The organism is Actinoplanes subtropicus, from assembly GCF_000721705.1.
Lineage (GTDB): Bacteria > Actinomycetota > Actinomycetes > Mycobacteriales > Micromonosporaceae > Actinoplanes > Actinoplanes subtropicus.
Genome location: NZ_JOJL01000011.1, coordinates 58,701 through 74,624 on the forward strand (window position 1 = coordinate 58,701; position 15,924 = coordinate 74,624).

15 protein-coding genes are annotated in these 15,924 nt (G+C 72.0%); 6 read left to right on the plus strand and 9 right to left on the minus strand.

Translation table 11 applies throughout. The features are described 5' to 3' along the window. Positions 1-89 precede the first annotated feature (89 nt). Positions 90-1,322: a cytochrome P450 gene (locus tag IH26_RS0116705; RefSeq protein ID WP_030437123.1), complete on the plus strand. Its 1,233-nt coding sequence runs from the start codon at positions 90-92 to the stop codon at positions 1,320-1,322. On the opposite strand, the gene IH26_RS0116710 is transcribed toward IH26_RS0116705, so the two are convergent. From IH26_RS0116710 to IH26_RS0116730, 5 genes are all read right to left on the minus strand, one after another. Next, positions 1,294-2,457 (minus strand): thiolase domain-containing protein, encoded by a 1,164-nt coding sequence (locus tag IH26_RS0116710; RefSeq protein WP_030437124.1) that lies wholly within the window; start codon positions 2,455-2,457, stop codon positions 1,294-1,296. The genes IH26_RS0116705 and IH26_RS0116710 overlap by 29 nt on opposite strands. Then, complete coding sequence (locus tag IH26_RS0116715; protein WP_030437125.1) at positions 2,454-3,512, minus strand: thiolase domain-containing protein; 1,059 nt, start codon at positions 3,510-3,512, stop codon at positions 2,454-2,456. The genes IH26_RS0116710 and IH26_RS0116715 overlap by 4 nt, the downstream gene beginning before the upstream one ends. Next, positions 3,509-4,453 carry a Zn-ribbon domain-containing OB-fold protein gene (locus tag IH26_RS0116720; RefSeq protein WP_030437126.1) on the minus strand — a complete coding sequence of 315 codons (945 nt, stop codon included), beginning with the start codon at positions 4,451-4,453 and terminating at the stop codon, positions 3,509-3,511. Before IH26_RS0116720 ends, IH26_RS0116715 begins: the two co-directional genes overlap by 4 nt. 89 nt (positions 4,454-4,542) lie before the next feature. Beyond that, a complete protein-coding gene (locus IH26_RS55875; protein ID WP_030437127.1) occupies positions 4,543-5,304 on the minus strand; it encodes a cellulose-binding domain-containing protein in 762 nt (253 codons plus the stop codon). A 128-nt stretch (positions 5,305-5,432) separates the two neighbouring features. Further along, positions 5,433-6,212 (minus strand): crotonase/enoyl-CoA hydratase family protein, encoded by a 780-nt coding sequence (locus IH26_RS0116730; protein WP_030437128.1) that lies wholly within the window; start codon positions 6,210-6,212, stop codon positions 5,433-5,435. Between the two features lie 59 nt (positions 6,213-6,271). Here IH26_RS0116730 and IH26_RS0116735 point away from each other — a divergent pair, with 59 nt between their 5' ends. Next, positions 6,272-7,882, plus strand: a complete 1,611-nt coding sequence (locus IH26_RS0116735; RefSeq protein WP_030437129.1) for an acyl-CoA synthetase — start codon at positions 6,272-6,274, stop codon at positions 7,880-7,882. Continuing rightward, positions 7,872-8,969 carry an NAD(P)H-dependent flavin oxidoreductase gene (locus IH26_RS0116740; RefSeq protein ID WP_030437130.1) on the plus strand — a complete coding sequence of 366 codons (1,098 nt, stop codon included), beginning with the start codon at positions 7,872-7,874 and terminating at the stop codon, positions 8,967-8,969. The genes IH26_RS0116735 and IH26_RS0116740 overlap by 11 nt, the downstream gene beginning before the upstream one ends. Positions 8,970-8,974: 5 nt before the next feature. Here IH26_RS0116740 and IH26_RS0116745 read toward each other — a convergent pair whose 3' ends face one another. Both IH26_RS0116745 and IH26_RS0116750 read right to left on the minus strand, forming a co-directional pair. Continuing rightward, positions 8,975-9,844, minus strand: a complete 870-nt coding sequence (locus IH26_RS0116745) for a M15 family metallopeptidase (protein WP_157437226.1) — start codon at positions 9,842-9,844, stop codon at positions 8,975-8,977. Between the two features lie 36 nt (positions 9,845-9,880). Continuing rightward, a complete protein-coding gene (locus tag IH26_RS0116750; protein WP_030437132.1) occupies positions 9,881-10,861 on the minus strand; it encodes an alcohol dehydrogenase catalytic domain-containing protein in 981 nt (326 codons plus the stop codon). Positions 10,862-10,949: 88 nt separating this feature from the next. On the opposite strand from IH26_RS0116750, the gene IH26_RS0116755 reads away from it, so the two are divergent. Genes IH26_RS0116755 through IH26_RS0116765 form a run of 3 tightly spaced genes read left to right on the plus strand, consistent with a single transcriptional unit; the run spans position 10,950 to position 14,022 of the window. Next, on the plus strand, positions 10,950-12,107 hold the full coding sequence (locus IH26_RS0116755; protein ID WP_030437133.1) for a hypothetical protein: 1,158 nt from the start codon (positions 10,950-10,952) through the stop codon (positions 12,105-12,107). A 3-nt stretch (positions 12,108-12,110) separates the two neighbouring features. Continuing rightward, positions 12,111-12,887, plus strand: a complete 777-nt coding sequence (locus IH26_RS0116760; RefSeq protein ID WP_030437134.1) for an SDR family oxidoreductase — start codon at positions 12,111-12,113, stop codon at positions 12,885-12,887. A gap of 10 nt (positions 12,888-12,897) precedes the next feature. Then, complete coding sequence (locus IH26_RS0116765) at positions 12,898-14,022, plus strand: sulfotransferase family protein (RefSeq protein WP_030437135.1); 1,125 nt, start codon at positions 12,898-12,900, stop codon at positions 14,020-14,022. Between the two features lie 4 nt (positions 14,023-14,026). On the opposite strand, the gene IH26_RS0116770 is transcribed toward IH26_RS0116765, so the two are convergent. Next, the gene (locus tag IH26_RS0116770; protein WP_030437136.1) at positions 14,027-14,899 is read right to left on the minus strand and encodes a TIGR03619 family F420-dependent LLM class oxidoreductase; all 873 of its coding nucleotides are present in this window, start codon (positions 14,897-14,899) and stop codon (positions 14,027-14,029) included. Continuing rightward, on the minus strand, positions 14,896-15,897 hold the full coding sequence (locus IH26_RS0116775) for an acyl-CoA dehydrogenase family protein (RefSeq protein WP_030437137.1): 1,002 nt from the start codon (positions 15,895-15,897) through the stop codon (positions 14,896-14,898). Before IH26_RS0116775 ends, IH26_RS0116770 begins: the two co-directional genes overlap by 4 nt. Positions 15,898-15,924 lie beyond the last annotated feature (27 nt).

The following is a 15,924-nucleotide window of genomic DNA, read 5'->3' on the forward strand; positions in this document are numbered from 1 at the left end:
ACGTGTTTCTATATCAAACCACAATAGGCATACCGCTGGGAGCGGAGTGCGTGTTTGAATCGGTAGAACCTGTTCCCGTAGGAGGAGCCGTGGCCGAGCCCCGTGTCCCCACCGGTATCGACTTCACCGACCCGGAGATCCTTGTCCGCGGCATCCCGCACGCGGAGTTCGCCGAGATGCGGCACAACGCACCGGTCTGGTGGATCCCGCAGCGGCGCGGCAGCGCCGGCTTCGACGACGAGGGCTACTGGGCGGTGACCCGGCACGCCGACGTGATGGCCGTGTCGCGCGACAGCGAGACGTGGTCGAGCTGGGAGAACACGGCGATCGCCCGGTTCCAGGCGGACATGCCCCGGGATCGCATCGAGATGCAGCGGTACGTGCTGCTCAACATGGACCCGCCGCAGCACACCCAGCAACGATCGATCGTGTCCCGCGGCTTCACCCCGCGGGCGATCAACAGCCTGCGCGCCGCCCTCAACGAGCGCGCCGAGCGGATCGTCGCCGAGACGGACGCCTCGGACGTCGGCGACTTCGTCACCCAGGTCGCCTGCGAGCTGCCCCTGCAGGCGATCGCCGAGCTGCTCGGCGTGCCGCAGAGCGACCGGAAGGACGTCTTCGACTGGTCGAACGCGATGATCGGTTATGACGACCCGGAGTACAGCGCCGCGAGCGATCCGCTCGAGCCGGCGATGGAGCTGCTCGGCTACGCGATGAAGATGGCCGAGGAGCGGCAGGAGTGCCCGCGCGACGACATCGTGACCACCTTGGTGAAGGCCGAGATCGGCGGGGAGCACCTGTCCACCGACGAGTTCGGATTCTTCGTGCTGATCCTGGCGGTGGCCGGCAACGAGACGACGCGCAACGCGATCTCGCACGGCATGCTCGCGATGCTGCAGCACCCCGATCAGTGGGCCGCGTTCAAGGCGACCCGCCCGCGCACCGCGGTCGACGAGATCGTCCGGTGGGCCACGCCGGTGAACGTCTTCCAGCGCACCGCCACCCGGGACACCGAGCTCGGCGGCCAGCAGATCAAGAAGGGCCAGCGGGTGTGCCTGTTCTACGGCTCGGCGAACTTCGACGAGGAGGTCTTCGACCACCCCGAGCGGTTCGACATCACCCGCAGCCCCAACCCGCACCTCGGCTTCGGCGGCAGCGGCGCGCATTTCTGCCTCGGCGCGAACCTCGCCCGGCTGGAGATCGATCTGATCTTCAACGCGATCGCCGACCACATGCCCGACATCGCCCTGGCCGGCGAGCCCGAGCGGTTGCGCTCGGGCTGGCTGCACAGCATCAAGCACTTGCCGGTGCGGTATCGCTGACCACCCACATCGAGAAGAACTGCGATCCGCCGCCGTACGCGTGACCCAGAGCGGTCCGGGCCCCGGCCACCTGGTGGTCGCCGGCCCGGCCCATGACCTGCATGGCCGCCTCGGCGAAGCGCAACATGCCGGAGGCACCGATCGGATTCGAACACAGCACCCCGCCGGACGGGTTGACCGGCAGTCGCCCGCCGATCCGGGTCTCGCCCGATTCGGTCAGCTTCCAGCCGTGCCCGGCCTCGGCGAAGCCCAGGTTCTCCAGCCACATCGGCTCGAACCAGGAGAACGGCACGTAGATCTCGGCCACGTCGACCTGTTCGAACGGGTCGGTGATGCCGGCCGCGTGCCACAGAGCATGGGACGCCTCGGCGCCGGCCCGCGGGTTCACGTGGTCCTTGCCGGCGAAGAAGGTCGGCTCGGTGCGCATCGCGGTCGCCCGGATCCAGGCGACCGGGCGCTCGCTCGCCTCGGCCGCCTCCTGGTCGCCGATCACCACCGCGCACGCGCCGTCCGAGGAAGGACAGGTCTCGTCGTACCGGACCGGGTCCCAGAGCATCGGGGAGGCCTGCACCGACTCGACGGTGATGTCCGGCTGCCGCAGATGGGCGTACGGGTTGAGCGCGCCGTTGCGCCGGTCCTTCACGGCGACCAGCGCCCCGATGTGCCCGGGCGCGTGCGACCGCCGGATGTACGAGCGGATGTGCGGCGCGAAGTAGCCGCCCGCCCCGGCCCCGATCGGCGCGGTGAACGGCGGCTGGACGGAGAGCGCCCACATCGCGTTCGACTCGGACTGCTTCTCGAACGCGACCGCGAGCACCCGCCGGTGCACCCCGGCCCGCACCAGACTGGTCGCCACGATCGCGGTGGCCCCGCCGACCGACCCGGCCGTGTGCACGCGCAGCAGCGGCCGCCCGCTCGCGCCGAGCGCGTCGGCGAGGAACAGCTCGGGCATCATCACGCCCTCGAACAGGTCCGGCGCCTTGCCCAGCACCACCGCGTCGATGTCCGGCCAGTCCACCCCGGCGTCCTCGAGGGCCCGGTCGATCGCCTCCCGGCACAGCCCGGCCATCGACACGTCGGTACGTCGCGTCCGATGGTGCGTCTGCCCGGTCCCCAGCACGGCCGCTCGTCTCACGATTCCGCCTCCAGCACGCAGATCAGGTTCTGTTGGAGGGCCGGGCCGCTCGTGGCGTGCCCGGCCGCCTTCCGGGCCCGGCCGGTCATCACCTGTTCGGCGGCCATGCCGATCCGGGCGAGGCCGGCCGAGAACATCGGGTTGCCGCACAGCGCGCCGCCCGACGGGTTTATCCGCACCCGATCGCCCAGGCCGAGCGCCGCGCGCAGCAGCAACTCCTGATGGGTGAACGGCGCGTGCAACTCGGCCACGTCGAGGTCGTCCGGCAGGCCCGCCGCCTCGGCCGCGGCGCTCGCCGACGGGACCGCGGTCAGATCGCGCTCGCCGAGGCCCTGCGGGTCGATCCGGTGTGCCACGCCGGTGATCCAGGCCGGTCGCTCACGGTGCCGCCGGGCGCGCTCGCCGCCCGCCAGCACGAGCGCGGCCGCGCCGTCCGACACCGGCGCGCAATCGTGCCGCCGCAGCGGATCGGCCACGTACGGCCCGGCCAGCAGGTACTCCGGATCGGCCGGCCCGGACACCTGCGCGTACGGATTCGTGGTCGCGTCCGCGCGGCTGCGGGCGGCCACCTCGGCCATCGCCCGCTCGGTGACGATCCCGGCGTCCAGCGCCAGCCGGGCCTGCAGCGCGGCCACGCTCACCGAGTCCGGCCAGAGCGGCGCGGTCACATACGGGTCGAGTTGCAGCGCCAGCACCCGCCGCAGCAGGCCGGCCGACGACTTGCCGAACCCGTACACCAGCGCGGTCTCCGCCTCGCCGGCGAGGATTTTCACGTACGCCTCGTAGAACGCCCACGCGGCGTCCATCTCCACGTGCGACTCGCTGATCGGCGGGAACGCGCCGATCGCGTCGACCGCGTTCACGAACGAGAACGCCCGCCCGGCCAGGTAGTCGGAGGAGCCGGAGCACCAGAAGTCGACCTCCCGCCGGCCGAGGCCCGCGGATTGCAGGGCTTCCTGGAAGACCGGCACGAGCGTCTCGACACCGCTGGTGGTCCCGGCGGACGGCCGGTTGGCGGCCTGGGCAAAACCGATGACGGCGACAGTTTCGCTCACAAGTGATCCTCGTACGACTCGTAGGGCGCGTCCGGCTCGCCGGTCGGCAGGAAGTGCGCGATGTTCGTCGGGCTGGTGGTCCACTCGGCCCGGTCGCGCCAGACCGCGGCCACCCGCATGCCCATCCGCACCTCGTCCGCGGGCAGGCCGAGGATCAGGTGGGGGATGGGCATGTCGGCGCCGTCCAGCAGGATCTGCGCCACCACGTACGGCGGTTCCAGGCGCTGCCCGGCGAACGGCACGTTCACGACGCAGAAGGTGGTGACGGTCCCGTGCTCGCTCACGGCGACCTCTTCCTCGGTCGGCACGCCGTCGGCCGGGCAGACCCGCGGCGGCACGTAGACCTTGCGGCACACCGGGCAGCGCTGCCCGAGCAGCCGGCCCTCCGCCAGCTCTCGCAGGTAACGGCCTTCCTCGGGCGAGGTGGTGTGCGTGTAGGCCAGCCGGATCGGCGTCGTCATGATGGTGACCGGGTCGCCGCCGGATTCGGCCGGCGCCGCGGCGGTCTCGCCCGGGGCGAAGCACTCGATGTCGCGAATGTGCCCGTGCGGCGAGGAGGACCAGCGGATGTGCACGCGCATACCGGTGTGCATCCGGTCTCGCGAGCCGGCGTCCACGGCGTGCAACAGGGCCGTGTCCGCGCCGTCCAGCCGGATCAGCGCCCACCCGAACGGCCGGTCCAGCGGCTGCCCGTCGAGCGGCCGATCGGTCCACGTCCAGCTGACCACCGTGCCGGTCGGCTGCACGTCGACCAGCTCGGTCACCGGCGCGTGGGTGACCGGGTCGTATTCGAGCGGCGGCACGTGGATCCGCCCGTCGGCGGTGCGGCTGCCGAGCACCCGGCGGTCGCGCAGGCCGGTCATGAATCGGCCCAGGACCGGGCCGAGCGAGCGGGTGTAATCGAAGCCGATCTCCAGCGGGGCAGCGAGCACGGTTTCCACGTACGCAAGTGAAACACGTTCTAACTTGGTGCGGCAAGGTTGGCCGATGGGCCGTCTTCCCACCGCTGGAACGCGTTACCGATCGGCGGTCAGCATGCCTGGCCGTTCAAGGTCAGAACGGTCGGCGGGGCGTCGCTGGTGTGCCAGGCGCCCTGCAATCCGAACGACGTGGCCGCGCCGGGGTTCAGGACCCGGTTGTACGCGAGGTTGGTGGCCACCACGGCCGCGCCGGACTGAGTGACCGCGGCACTCCACGCGCCGGTGACCACCTGGTCGCCCGGGAACGTGAAGCCGACCGCCCATCCGGCGACCGGTGCGGTCCCGGTGTTCGTGATCGTGACCTCGGCGACGAATCCGCCCGGCCACTCGGAGAGCCGCCGATAGGTGATCTTGCAGCCCGGCGGAGGGGCCGATCCGATCGGCACCGTCGCGGTGCGCGTGTCGGCGACGGCGCCACCGGCCGTCAGCTGGACGTTCACCTGCAGTCCGGTGGCCGAGCACGACGCGAACGTGGAATAGGTCAGGGTGGCGCGGCCCGTCCCACCCGCCGGTAGGGTCAGCGGCACGACGAGGGGATCCATGGCGATGCAGCCCGCCGGGATCCCGCCGCCGGGCCCGGTGAATCGCCCGTACCACTGGACCTGGGCGGTCAGGGCGGCGGCCGTGCAGTTCTGCGCGGTGACCGTCGCCTGGACGGAGTCGCCCGGCGTGACGACGGGCGGATCGAACGTCAGCGACACGATCTCGGCGCTGCCGGTTCCCCCGCAGGTGGCCTGGGCCGGTCCGGCCACCGCCACGGCGGCGCCGGCGATCAGGGCAAGCAGCATGACGATTCGCGCCGATCGGTACATGGGGCTCTCCAGGTCGGGGCACGGTGAACGGCCGCAGTCGCGGGTTCCATCGACAAGCGTCGCTTTATGTCCCGGCCTGGTCAAGGTGGTAGCCCGACAAGATCTTGCGAAGGTCGGTGCGCGCTCCGCTAACGCCCGTGGAATTGGGGCGCGCGCTTCTCGATGAAGGCCCGCGGGCCCTCCTTGGCGTCGTCGCTGCGGAACACCGCCATGCCGATTTTGGCCTCCACGGCGAACGCGTCCTCCTCGGCCATGCCCTCGGTCTCCCGGATCGTACGTAGGATCGCCTGCACCGCCAGCGGACCGTTCGCGGCGATCGCCTCGGCGAGTTCGAGCGCTTTCGCCAGGGCCTGCCCGTCCGGCACGACGTGCCCGACGAGACCGACCGAGTGGGCCTCGGCCGCGCTCAGCTGCCGGCCGGTCAACAGCATCTCGGCCGCGATCGTGTACGGAATCTGGCGCACCAGCCGCACCGCCGAACCGCCCAGCGGGAACAAACCCCAGCGCGCCTCGGCGACCGCGAAACGCGCGCTCTCGGCCGCGACGCGTACGTCCGTGGCTTGCAGAATCTCGGTCCCGCCGGCGACCGCCGGCCCTTCCACCGCCGCGATCAGCGGCTTGCTCAGGCGGCGTCCCTTGAGCAGCGCGTCGATCCGGGACAGGTCGGCGCCGTCGAAGTTGTCGCCGGGGTGCGACTGGGTCATCGCGCGCAGGTCGGCCCCCGCGCAGAACGCCCCGCCCGCGCCGGTCAGCACGCACACCCGGATCGCCGGATCGTCGTCCACCCGGTCCCAGGCTTCGCGCATGATGGCCATCATCTCGGCCGAGAGCGCGTTGCGGACCTCGGGACGGTTCATCGTGACGATCAGGATCGGTCCACGTTGCTCGACGAGGGCATGCGATTCCACGGCGAACCTCCGGGCGGCTGGGGCTTGTCACGAACAATAACAGGTTCTACTTTCTGGTGATGGCGGCAAATATTGCGGACCTGTTCGAGCACGCGGTCGACGCCTTCGCCGACCGCACGGCGGTGTACTTCGGCGAACAGGCGATCACCTACGCCGAGCTGGAGGAGCGCGCCAACCGTCTGGCGCACCTCCTGCATGATCGCGGAGTGCGCCCGGGCGACCACGTCGGCCTGTACGCGGGCAACTCGATCGAGGCCGTAGTGGCGATGATCGCCGTCTACAAGCTGCGGGCCGCGGTCGTCAACGTCAACTATCGATACGTCGAGAACGAATTGCACTTCCTCTTCGCCGACGCCGAACTGGTGGCCCTGATCCACGACCGCCGGTTCGCGCCCCGGGTCGCCGCCGTCCGGGACGCCTCACCCGGCCTGCACACCGTGGTCGTGCTGCCGGACGGCTCCGACGCGGAAACCGGCGACGTTCTCTACGAAGAGGCGCTGGCCGCCGGCGACCCGCGCCGGGATTTCGGCGAGCGTTCGCCCGACGACATCTATCTGCTCTACACCGGCGGCACCACCGGCTATCCGAAGGGCGTGCTCTGGCGTCACGAGGACGTGTGGCGCACGCTCGGTGGCGGCGTCGACTTCATGACCGGTGTCCCGCTCGAGGACGAGTGGCAGCAGTCCATCCGCGGCGCCGCCGGTGACGGGCTGGTCCGGCTCTGCCTGGCCCCGCTGATTCACGGCAACGCCCAGTGGGCCGCCCTGATGGGCCTGTTCGCCGGCGACGCCGTGGTGATGCTGCCGCACTTCGACGCCGACGAGGTCTGGCGCGCCATCGACCGGCACCGGGTCAACATGATGGTGCTGATCGGCGATGCGATGGCGCGGCCCATCATCGAGGCGTACGCGGCCGGCGACTACGACGGCTCCTCGCTCGGCTCGGTCAATTCCAGCGGCGCGCTCTTCTCCCCAGTGGTGAAACGACAGTACCTGGAGCTGTTCCCGGCCGCGCTGGTCACCGACGCGATCGGCGCCTCGGAGACCGGCTTCACCGGGCTGGGCGTGGTCGCCGACGTGCCCGGCGGCGCGGTGGAGGAGCCGCGGGTCATGCCCGGCCCGACCACCGTGGTGCTCGGCGACGACAACAAGCCGGTAGCGCCCGGCGAGATCGGCCGGCTGGCCAAGAGCGGCTACCTCCCGCTCGGCTACTACAAGGACCCGGTCAAGACCGCCCGGCTGCTGACCGAGATCGACGGTGTCCGCTACGCGTTCCCCGGCGACCTGGCCCGGCTCGAGGAGGACGGCACCATCACCCTGCTCGGCCGGGGCGCCACGTGCGTGAACACCGGCGGCGAGAAGGTCTTCCCGGAGGAGGTCGAGGGCGCCCTGAAGACCCACCCCGACGTCTTCGACGCGCTCGTCATCGGCCTGCCCGACGACCGCCTCGGCCAGCGCGTCGCCGCCCTCATCCAGCCCCGCCCCGGCGCGAAGGTCGACCTGGTCGCCGTCGAGGACCACCTGCGCCATCAGGTCGCCGGCTACAAGGTGCCGCGCGCGGTCTGGCTGGTCGACGAGATCTCCCGAACGATCAGCGGCAAGGCCGACTACCGCTGGGCCCATCAACACGCCGCGGAAAACCCGGCCGAGGAGGTCAGCCATGCGGACTGAGCTGTGCGAGCGGCTCGGCATCGAGCACCCGATCGTCGGCTTCAGCCCGTCCGAGCACGTGGTCGCGGCGATCAGCCGGGCCGGCGGGCTGGGCGTGCTGGGCTGCGTCCGATACAACGAGGCCGACGAACTGGAGCAAGCGCTCGCTTGGCTCGACGAGGCGACCGACGGCCGCCCGTACGGCGTGGACGTGGTGATGCCCAGCCATGTGCCCACCGAGGGCGCCGCGACCGACCTGGACAAGCTGATCCCGCCGGGCCATCGCGACTTCGTCGAGCGCACCCTGCTGCGCCTCGGCGTGCCGCCGCTGGGCGTGGACGAGTCCCGCCGGGCCGGAGTGCTCGGCTGGCTGCACTCGGTGGCCCGCTCGCACGTCGAGGTCGCGCTGAACCACCGTCCCCGGCTGATCGCGAACGCTCTCGGCCCGCCCCCGCCGGACGTCATCGCCCAGGCTCACGAGCACGGACTGCTGGTCGCCGCGCTGGCCGGCCGGGCCGACCACGCCCGCAGCCACGTGGCGAGCGGCGTCGACCTGGTGGTGGCCCAGGGCTACGAGGCCGGCGGGCACACCGGCGAGATCGCCAGCATGGTCCTGGTGCCCGAGGTGGTCGATGCGGTGGGGGAGGGCGTGCCGGTGCTCGCGGCCGGCGGCATCGGCAGCGGCCGGCAGATCGCGGCCGCCCTCGCGCTGGGCGCCCGCGGGGTCTGGATGGGCTCGGTCTGGCTCGGCACGGCCGAGTACCAGACCACGGAGGCGCTGCGTGAGGCGCTGCTGAAGGCGCGATCGAGCGACACCGTACGCAGCCGCATCTACTCCGGAAAGCCGGCCCGGCTGCTGCGCAACCGCTGGACCGACGCGTGGAACGAGGACGAGGCGCCGAAGCCGCTCCCGATGCCGCTGCAGAACCTGCTGGTGGCCGAGGCGCACACCCGGCTGATGGAGTCGGGCGACCCGACCGTGGTGCCGATGCCCGTCGGCCAGATCGTGGGCCGGATGAACGAGGTACGCCCGGTCGCGGACGTGCTCGCCGATCTGGTCACCGAGGCCGACGAGACGCTCGCCCGGCTCGGCAAGCTCGTCCCGTAGGAGGGTCAGCCGCCGTTGGCGGAGAAGTGCATGTAGTCCTTCAGCGAGTGGTAGTCGCCGCCCCACTTCCAGCCGATGGCGGCGAACGCCTTCACCACCGGGCCGTCCGGCAGGATCATGCCCGGCCGGACGGTGCCCCGATCGAGGTACGAGGTGGCCAGCTCAGGCAGCACGATCTCGCCCTTGTGGTACGGGTTCTGGAACGGGTTGACGTCCACGGCCAGCCCGTAGGAGTGCTGCGACCAGACCTTCGAGTCGCGGACCGGGCGGCAGGCGTACGCGTCGGTCATGTTGTCGTCCCCGGTCGGCGGGGCGGTGAGCCCGGCCGCCCCGGTGACCCGCATCCCCTCGATCGGGTACCCCTCGGCGAACAGCCGGCCGAACACTTTGACCAGGCCCTCGGCGGCGCTCTTGTGCACCAGCATCTCGCCGGTGTGCGCCAGGCCGTCGAAGCCGCGGAAGCCGACCGTCACGTACCGCAAATCGGCGGATTTCACCGGGCAGGCGCTCGTCCAGCTGGAGCGGGCGAGGACGCTCGGCGGCACCGACTCGATCGTCGAGTGGAACCGGCCGTCGGCCGGTGGCGGCAGGTAATCGGTCGTGATGATCGAGCGGTTCCGCAGCTCGGGAGGGGTGGCCTGGGCGGCGGCGAAGCCGTTCGACCCGACCGGCAGCACCCGTTTGCCGAGCCAGGCCGGGGCGGCGGTGGCGTTGCCGATCCGGGTGACCGACGGGCTCGGCTGGGCTGATGCGGGGGGCGCCGGGGTGGCGGCCGGTGCGGTCGGTGCCGTCGCCGGCCCGGCGGGCGGCGCGCCGGAGCAGCCGGCCGCCACGCCGCAGGCCAGCAGGGTCGTCGTCAGTCGCCGAAGTCGCACCGGGCCAGTCTGCCTCGCGGTTTCGACCCCGGCGACTCAGAGCACGACGACCGCGCGGCCGGTGAGCGTGCCGGCGGCCAGCCGCTCGTAGGCCTCCTCGACCTTCTCGAACGGGAACTCCTCCACCTGGTTGCGCACCAGCCCGGCCCCGGCCAGCGCGATGACCTCCTGGGCGTCGGCGATCGTCGAGCCCTGGAACGTGTAGACCTCGCCGTCGCGGGGCAGCGTGCCGAACCAGGGCCGCTCGAGCCGCCCGCCGGCCGAGCCGATCAGCCCGTACGCACCGCCGGGCCGGACCGCCGCGATGCCGGCCGCAATCGTCTGATCACTTCCGACGAAGTCGAGCACGGCGTCGGCGCCGAGCCGGCGGGGGAGCAGCTCCACATCGGACATCACCTCGTGGGCGCCGATCGTTTCCGCGTACGCGACGCGGCCGGCCAGCGGGTCGACGGCGATCACCCGGGCGGAGGTCAGCACCCGGAGGAACTGCACCGCGAACGCGCCGAGCCCGCCGGCGCCGATCACCACCGCGGCGCCGCCCGGCACGATGCGGTGGAGCGCCCGCCGCACCGCGTGGTAGGCGGTGGCGCCCGCGTCGGTCAGCGGCCCGGCGTGCCGCGGGTCGAGGCCGCCCAGCGGCAGCACGCCGCGCCGGTCGGCGAGCACGTACTCGGCGAGGCCGCCGTCCCGCCCGTAGCCGCGGCCGGTCAGGCCGTGCGGGCAACCGCTTTCCAGCCCGCGCACGCAGAACCAGCACGTGCCGCAGGAGGCGGTGGCCGCGAGCGCGACCGGGGTGCCGTCGTCCAGCCACCCGGCGGTCTCGTGGCCGAGCGTGAACGGCATCTGCCAGGCCAGCTTCTCGCCGACCGGGCGCGGCATCTGCCGCATGGTCAGATCTGATCGGCACAGCCCGCACCCGGCCACCCGCACCAGCACCTGCCCGGGGCCGGGCGACGGCACCGGCACCTCCTCGTGCGCCGGGGCCGCGCCCCAGTCGGTCAATCGGAACGCCCGCATCGTTCAAGAGTGAAACACGTTCTAGCGTCGGTCAAGCGGCGCCGATGGGTACGTTGACCCGAGATTAGAACGCGTTCTAGCATGAACCGTGCTTACCGAGCCGTTCGCCGAAGCCATCGCGGAAGCCGAGCGCGTCGTCGCCGGTGCGCCGCACATCCGCGGTCCGCAAGACCTGATCGAGGGCCAGGACTACCTGGCCGGCGGCATCCGGGCGTCGATCCAGATGGCGTGGGCGTTCGACCGCGACTTCCCCTATTTCGTCCGCTCGACCGGCCCGTACACGAAGATGGGCCTGGACAACCCGGACACGCTGTATTTCCACGCCTGGCTGCGCGACGACGCCGAGTACGTGGTGACCGGCCGCCGGGGCGGCACCGCCGATCTGAGCTTCCAGGTCCTCGACGGGTCCTACTCGCCGGTGAACGTGCCGGGCAGCCTCGCCGCGTTCGACGACCGGGCGATCGACATCGATCCGGACGGCTCCTTCGAGATCCGGTTCGGCCCGGGCCTGTCCGGTCGCAACGCGTTCCCGCTCGCGCCCGGCTCGGCGATGCTGGTGGTGCGCGAGGTCTTCAGCGACTGGGCCACCGAGCGCCCGGGCATGCTGCGCATCCATCGGGCCGATCGGGTCGGCCAGGCGCCGCCGCCGCTCAGCCTGGAGACCATCGCCAAGCGGTACGCCGTGGCCGGCAAGATGCTGGTCGGCCGGATCCGCACGTTCCTGGCGTTCGCCGAGCGGTTCTACCTGAACCTGCCGGTGAACACGCTGACGCCGCCGCGGCTCACCCCCGGCGGGCTGGCCACCCAGTACTCCTCGGTCGGGCACTACGAGCTCGCCGACGACCAGGCCATGGTGGTCACCGTCCCGGCCGGCGACGCGCCCTACCAGGGCCTCCAGCTGGGCAGCATGTGGTACGTCTCGCTGGACTACATCAACCACCAGACCAGCCTCACCGTGCCGCAGGCGCGGGTCGATCCGGACGGCATGATCCGGTACGTGATCAGCGAGCGCGACCCGGGCCTGGCGAACTGGATCGAACGCACCGGCCACGATCGCGGCTACATCCAGCTGCGCTGGCAGCGGCTGTCCCGCGCGCTCACCGAGGCCGACGGCCCCCGATCGGAAGTGATCGCCGTGGACGACCTGCCCAAGCAACTTCCGTACTACGAACCGATCGATTCCGTGCAGTGGCGGGACCGGATCGCCGCGCGGCAGGCCGCCACCGCGGCCCGGATGCTGGGCTGAGCCGTGCTGCTCGCCGACAAGGTCGTGCTGGTCGCCGGGGTTGGGCCCGGGCTGGGGCAAGCGGTCGCGGTGCGCGCCGCGCAGGCGGGGGCCGACGTGGTGCTGGCCGCCCGTACCGGGTCGTATCTGAGCGAAGTCGCCGGGAAGGTGGAGGCGGCCGGGCGGCGAGCGCTGGTGGTGCCGACCGATCTCACCGACGACGACGCGTCCGCGACGCTCGTGCGGTCCGCGCTGGCGGAGTTCGGCCGCGTCGACGGCCTGGTGAACAACGCCTTCGCGATGCCGCCGATGCGCAGCCTGGGCAAGGTGGATTTCGAGGAGCTGCGGGCCAGCTTCGAGGTCAACGTGCTGGCGGCGCTGCGGCTGACCCGGCTGCTCACCCCCGCGCTGGTCGAGTCGGGCGGCGCGGTGGTGATGGTGAACTCGGCGGTGCTGCGCCACTCCCGCAAACCGTTCGGGCCGTACAAGCTGGCCAAGGCCGGGCTGCTCGCGGTCGCGCAGAACCTGGCCGGCGAGCTCGGGCCGCGGGGCGTACGCGTCAACTCCGTCGCCCCCGGGTGGATCTGGGCGGACAGCCTGCGCTGGTGGTTCGACTACCAGGCCGAGCAGCGCGGGGTGCCCTCGCAGGAGATTTACGACGAGGTCGCGGCCACCACCGACCTGCGCCGGCTGCCCGAGCCGGACGAGGTGGCCGACGCCGTGCTGTTCCTGCTCTCCGGGATGGCCCGCGGCATCACCGGGCAGTGCCTCGACGTCAACTGCGGCGAGTTCCACCACTGAGGGGGGCGGCATGCAGAGCGAGCGTACGGATGTCGGCACGATCGAGGACCTGCACGCCTCCGCCACCCGGCTCACCGGGCTCGACGTTTTCGGCGACGACTCCTATCGCGAGGGCATGGCGACCCTGCTTTCCGCGTACCGGACGGAAGCGGCCCTGACCCCGGCGGGCAGCAAGGCGTTCCGCGGCATGCTGCGCGCCGCGCTGGTTTCCCGGCTGCTCAGCGAGGCGGCCTGGCGGCAGTATCCGGAGCACGCCGGCGTGCCGGTGACCCGGCCGGTCTTCGTGACCGGGCTGCCGCGTACCGGCACCACCGCGCTGCACCGGCTGCTCACCGCCGACCCGGCGCACCAGGGTCCCGAGCTGTGGCTGACCGAGGCGCCGCAGCCCCGGCCGCCGCGGGAGACGTGGGCGTCGAATCCGTTCTTCGCGGCGCTGCAGGCCGGTTACGAGCAGCATCACGTGGCCGACCCGGAGTTCATGGGCGTGCACTACATCGCGGCCGATCAGGTGGAGGAGTGCTGGCGGCTGCTCGTGCAGTCGATGACCTCGGTGTCCTTCGAATGCATCGCGCACATCCCGTCCTACTCGCAATGGCTCGATTCGCACGACTGGACCGACGCCTATCGGCGGCACCGGCGCAACCTGCAGCTGATCGGGCTGAACGATCTCGATCGGCGCTGGGTGCTGAAGAACCCGAGCCACCTGTTCGCGCTGGACGCGCTGCTCGCCGCCTACCCGGACGCGGTGGTCATCCAGACCCACCGCGCGCCGCGGACCGTGATCGCCTCGGTGTGCAGCCTGAACGCGCACGCATCCGAGGGCTGGTCGGGACTGTTCCGGGGCGAGGTGCTCGGGCGGGCGCAGCTGGAGCTGTGGTCGCGCGGCCTGCGAAAGTTTGCGATCGAACGTGCGGGGCACGACCCCGCGCACTTCGTCGACGTCGACTACGACGATTTCGTCGCGGATCCGATCGGCACGATCGAGTCCGTTTACGAGCGGATCGGATCGACCCTGACCGCCGAGGCCCGGGCCGCCATGACGTCGCTGCAGGCCGGGCCACGTGGCCCGGCCCACCGCTACGATCTGGCCGACTTCGGCCTGACCCCGGCCGATGTGGACGCCGCGTTCGAGTAGCCCGTCAGGTCAGGTTGGCGATCACCTCGTCGGCGAAGCGGCGGATGCCGTCCTTCTTGGCGGCTAGGTCACCGTCGAAGCCGACGCCGTAGAAGCGCCACGGGACGACGATCGCGTCGGTCACGCCGATCTCGGCCTGCTGGCGGAAGCCGTCCAGGCCGAACCGGTCGATGCAGACCGCCTGGATCTCGAACGGCTCGTCCGCCCGGCCGTACTCGGCGCGCAGCGCGCCCAGCCGGTCGATGACCTTACGGAGCTCCGCGAAGCGCATCATCGCCGACGACCAGCCGTCGCCGACCCGGGCCGCGCGGCGCAGCGCCACCCCCGCGTGGCCGCCCACGTAGATCGGGACCGGCGCGGTGGGCGCCGGGCTCATCCGCAGCTTGCCGAACTCGAAGTGCTTGCCGTGGTACTCGACCATGCCGCCGCCGAGGATCAGTTTCAGCACCTCGATCGCCTCGTCGCCGCGCGCGCCGCGATCGCTGAACGGGGCGCCGCACCACAGCGACTCCTCCGGCGACCAGCCCAGCCCGACGCCGAGCCCGAACCGGTTGCCGGTCAGGTGCGCCACCGAGCCGACCTGGCGGGCCAGCAGCACCGGGTTGCGCGGCCCGAGCTTGAGCACCTGCGTGTAGAACCGGATGGTCGTGGTGGCGGCGCCGAGCGCGGCGGCGGTCACCAGCGGGTCCGACCACGGCGTCTCGGCGTCCCAGAAGCGGCTGCCGTCCGGCGTGTACGGATACTTCGCGCTGACCTCCTCCGAGTAGAAGAGCGAGTCGGGCAGCGCGATCGACGAGAAGCCGCACTCCTCGGCGGTGCGCGCCAGGTCGATGAGCTGGTCGAGGGGGCTGAGCGCGATGCCGAGGCTGAACTTCATCCGTTCTCTCCTAAGGTGGCGGCGAGCGTGAGCAGTTGACCGGTGGCGCCGCCGAGCAGGAACTCGTGGTACTTGGCGGCCAGGAAGTAGCGGTGCAGCGGGTACTCGACGTCGACGCCGACGCCGCCGTGCAGGTGGACGGCCGTGTGCGCCACCCGGTGGCCGGCCTCCGCCGCCCAGAACGCGGCGGTCGCGACCTCGGCGGCCGCCGGGCGGTCGGCGGCGAGCAGCCAGGCCGCCTGCCAGATGGTCAGCCGGAGGGCTTCGCCGTCGACGTACGCGTCGGCCAGGCGCTGCGACACCGCCTGGAACGATCCGATCGGTTTACCGAACTGGACCCGGGAGCGAGCGTATTCGGCCGTCATCTCCAGGGCGCGCTCGACGACGCCGAGCTGGGCGGCACAGGCGCCGATCGTGGCGTGCGCGCGAAGCCAGGCGGCCGCGCCCTCCAGCGGCTGGCCCGCCGCCCCGGAAAGCCGCAGCAGGCCCGCCCCGGGGCCGCCCTCGACGCGCTGCGGGTCGACCTCGACCCCCGGGTCGCCGGCCCGCACGAGGAACACATCCGGCCCGGAGGGCACCAGGATCAGGCCAGCGCGATCCGCGGCCGGGACCGCGGTGACCTCGCCGTCCAGGACCCAGCCGGCGCCCTCGGGGCGGGCGTCGACGCAGTCGGCCGTCGCGGCGGTCAGCACCGACTCGCCGCGGCCGGCCGGTTCGGCCCACTCGGCCACCTGCTCGTCGGTGCCGAAGCGGGCCAGCGTGGACGCCGCCGCGACGATCGACGGCAGGTACGGCACGGTCGCCGCGGCCCGGCCCAGCTCGGCCAGGATCGCGCACTGTTCGAGCAGCCCGTAGCCCTCGCCGCCGGCCCGCTTGGGCAGCGCCGCGGCGAGCACGCCGGCCTCGGCCAGCGCCGGCCACAGTGGACGACCGGAGGCCACCAGGTCCCGGGTCAGGGTGGCGAGATCGCGCGCCTCGCCGCTGAGCGTGAAGTCCATCGGAGCCCCCTAGACTCTGATACGCGG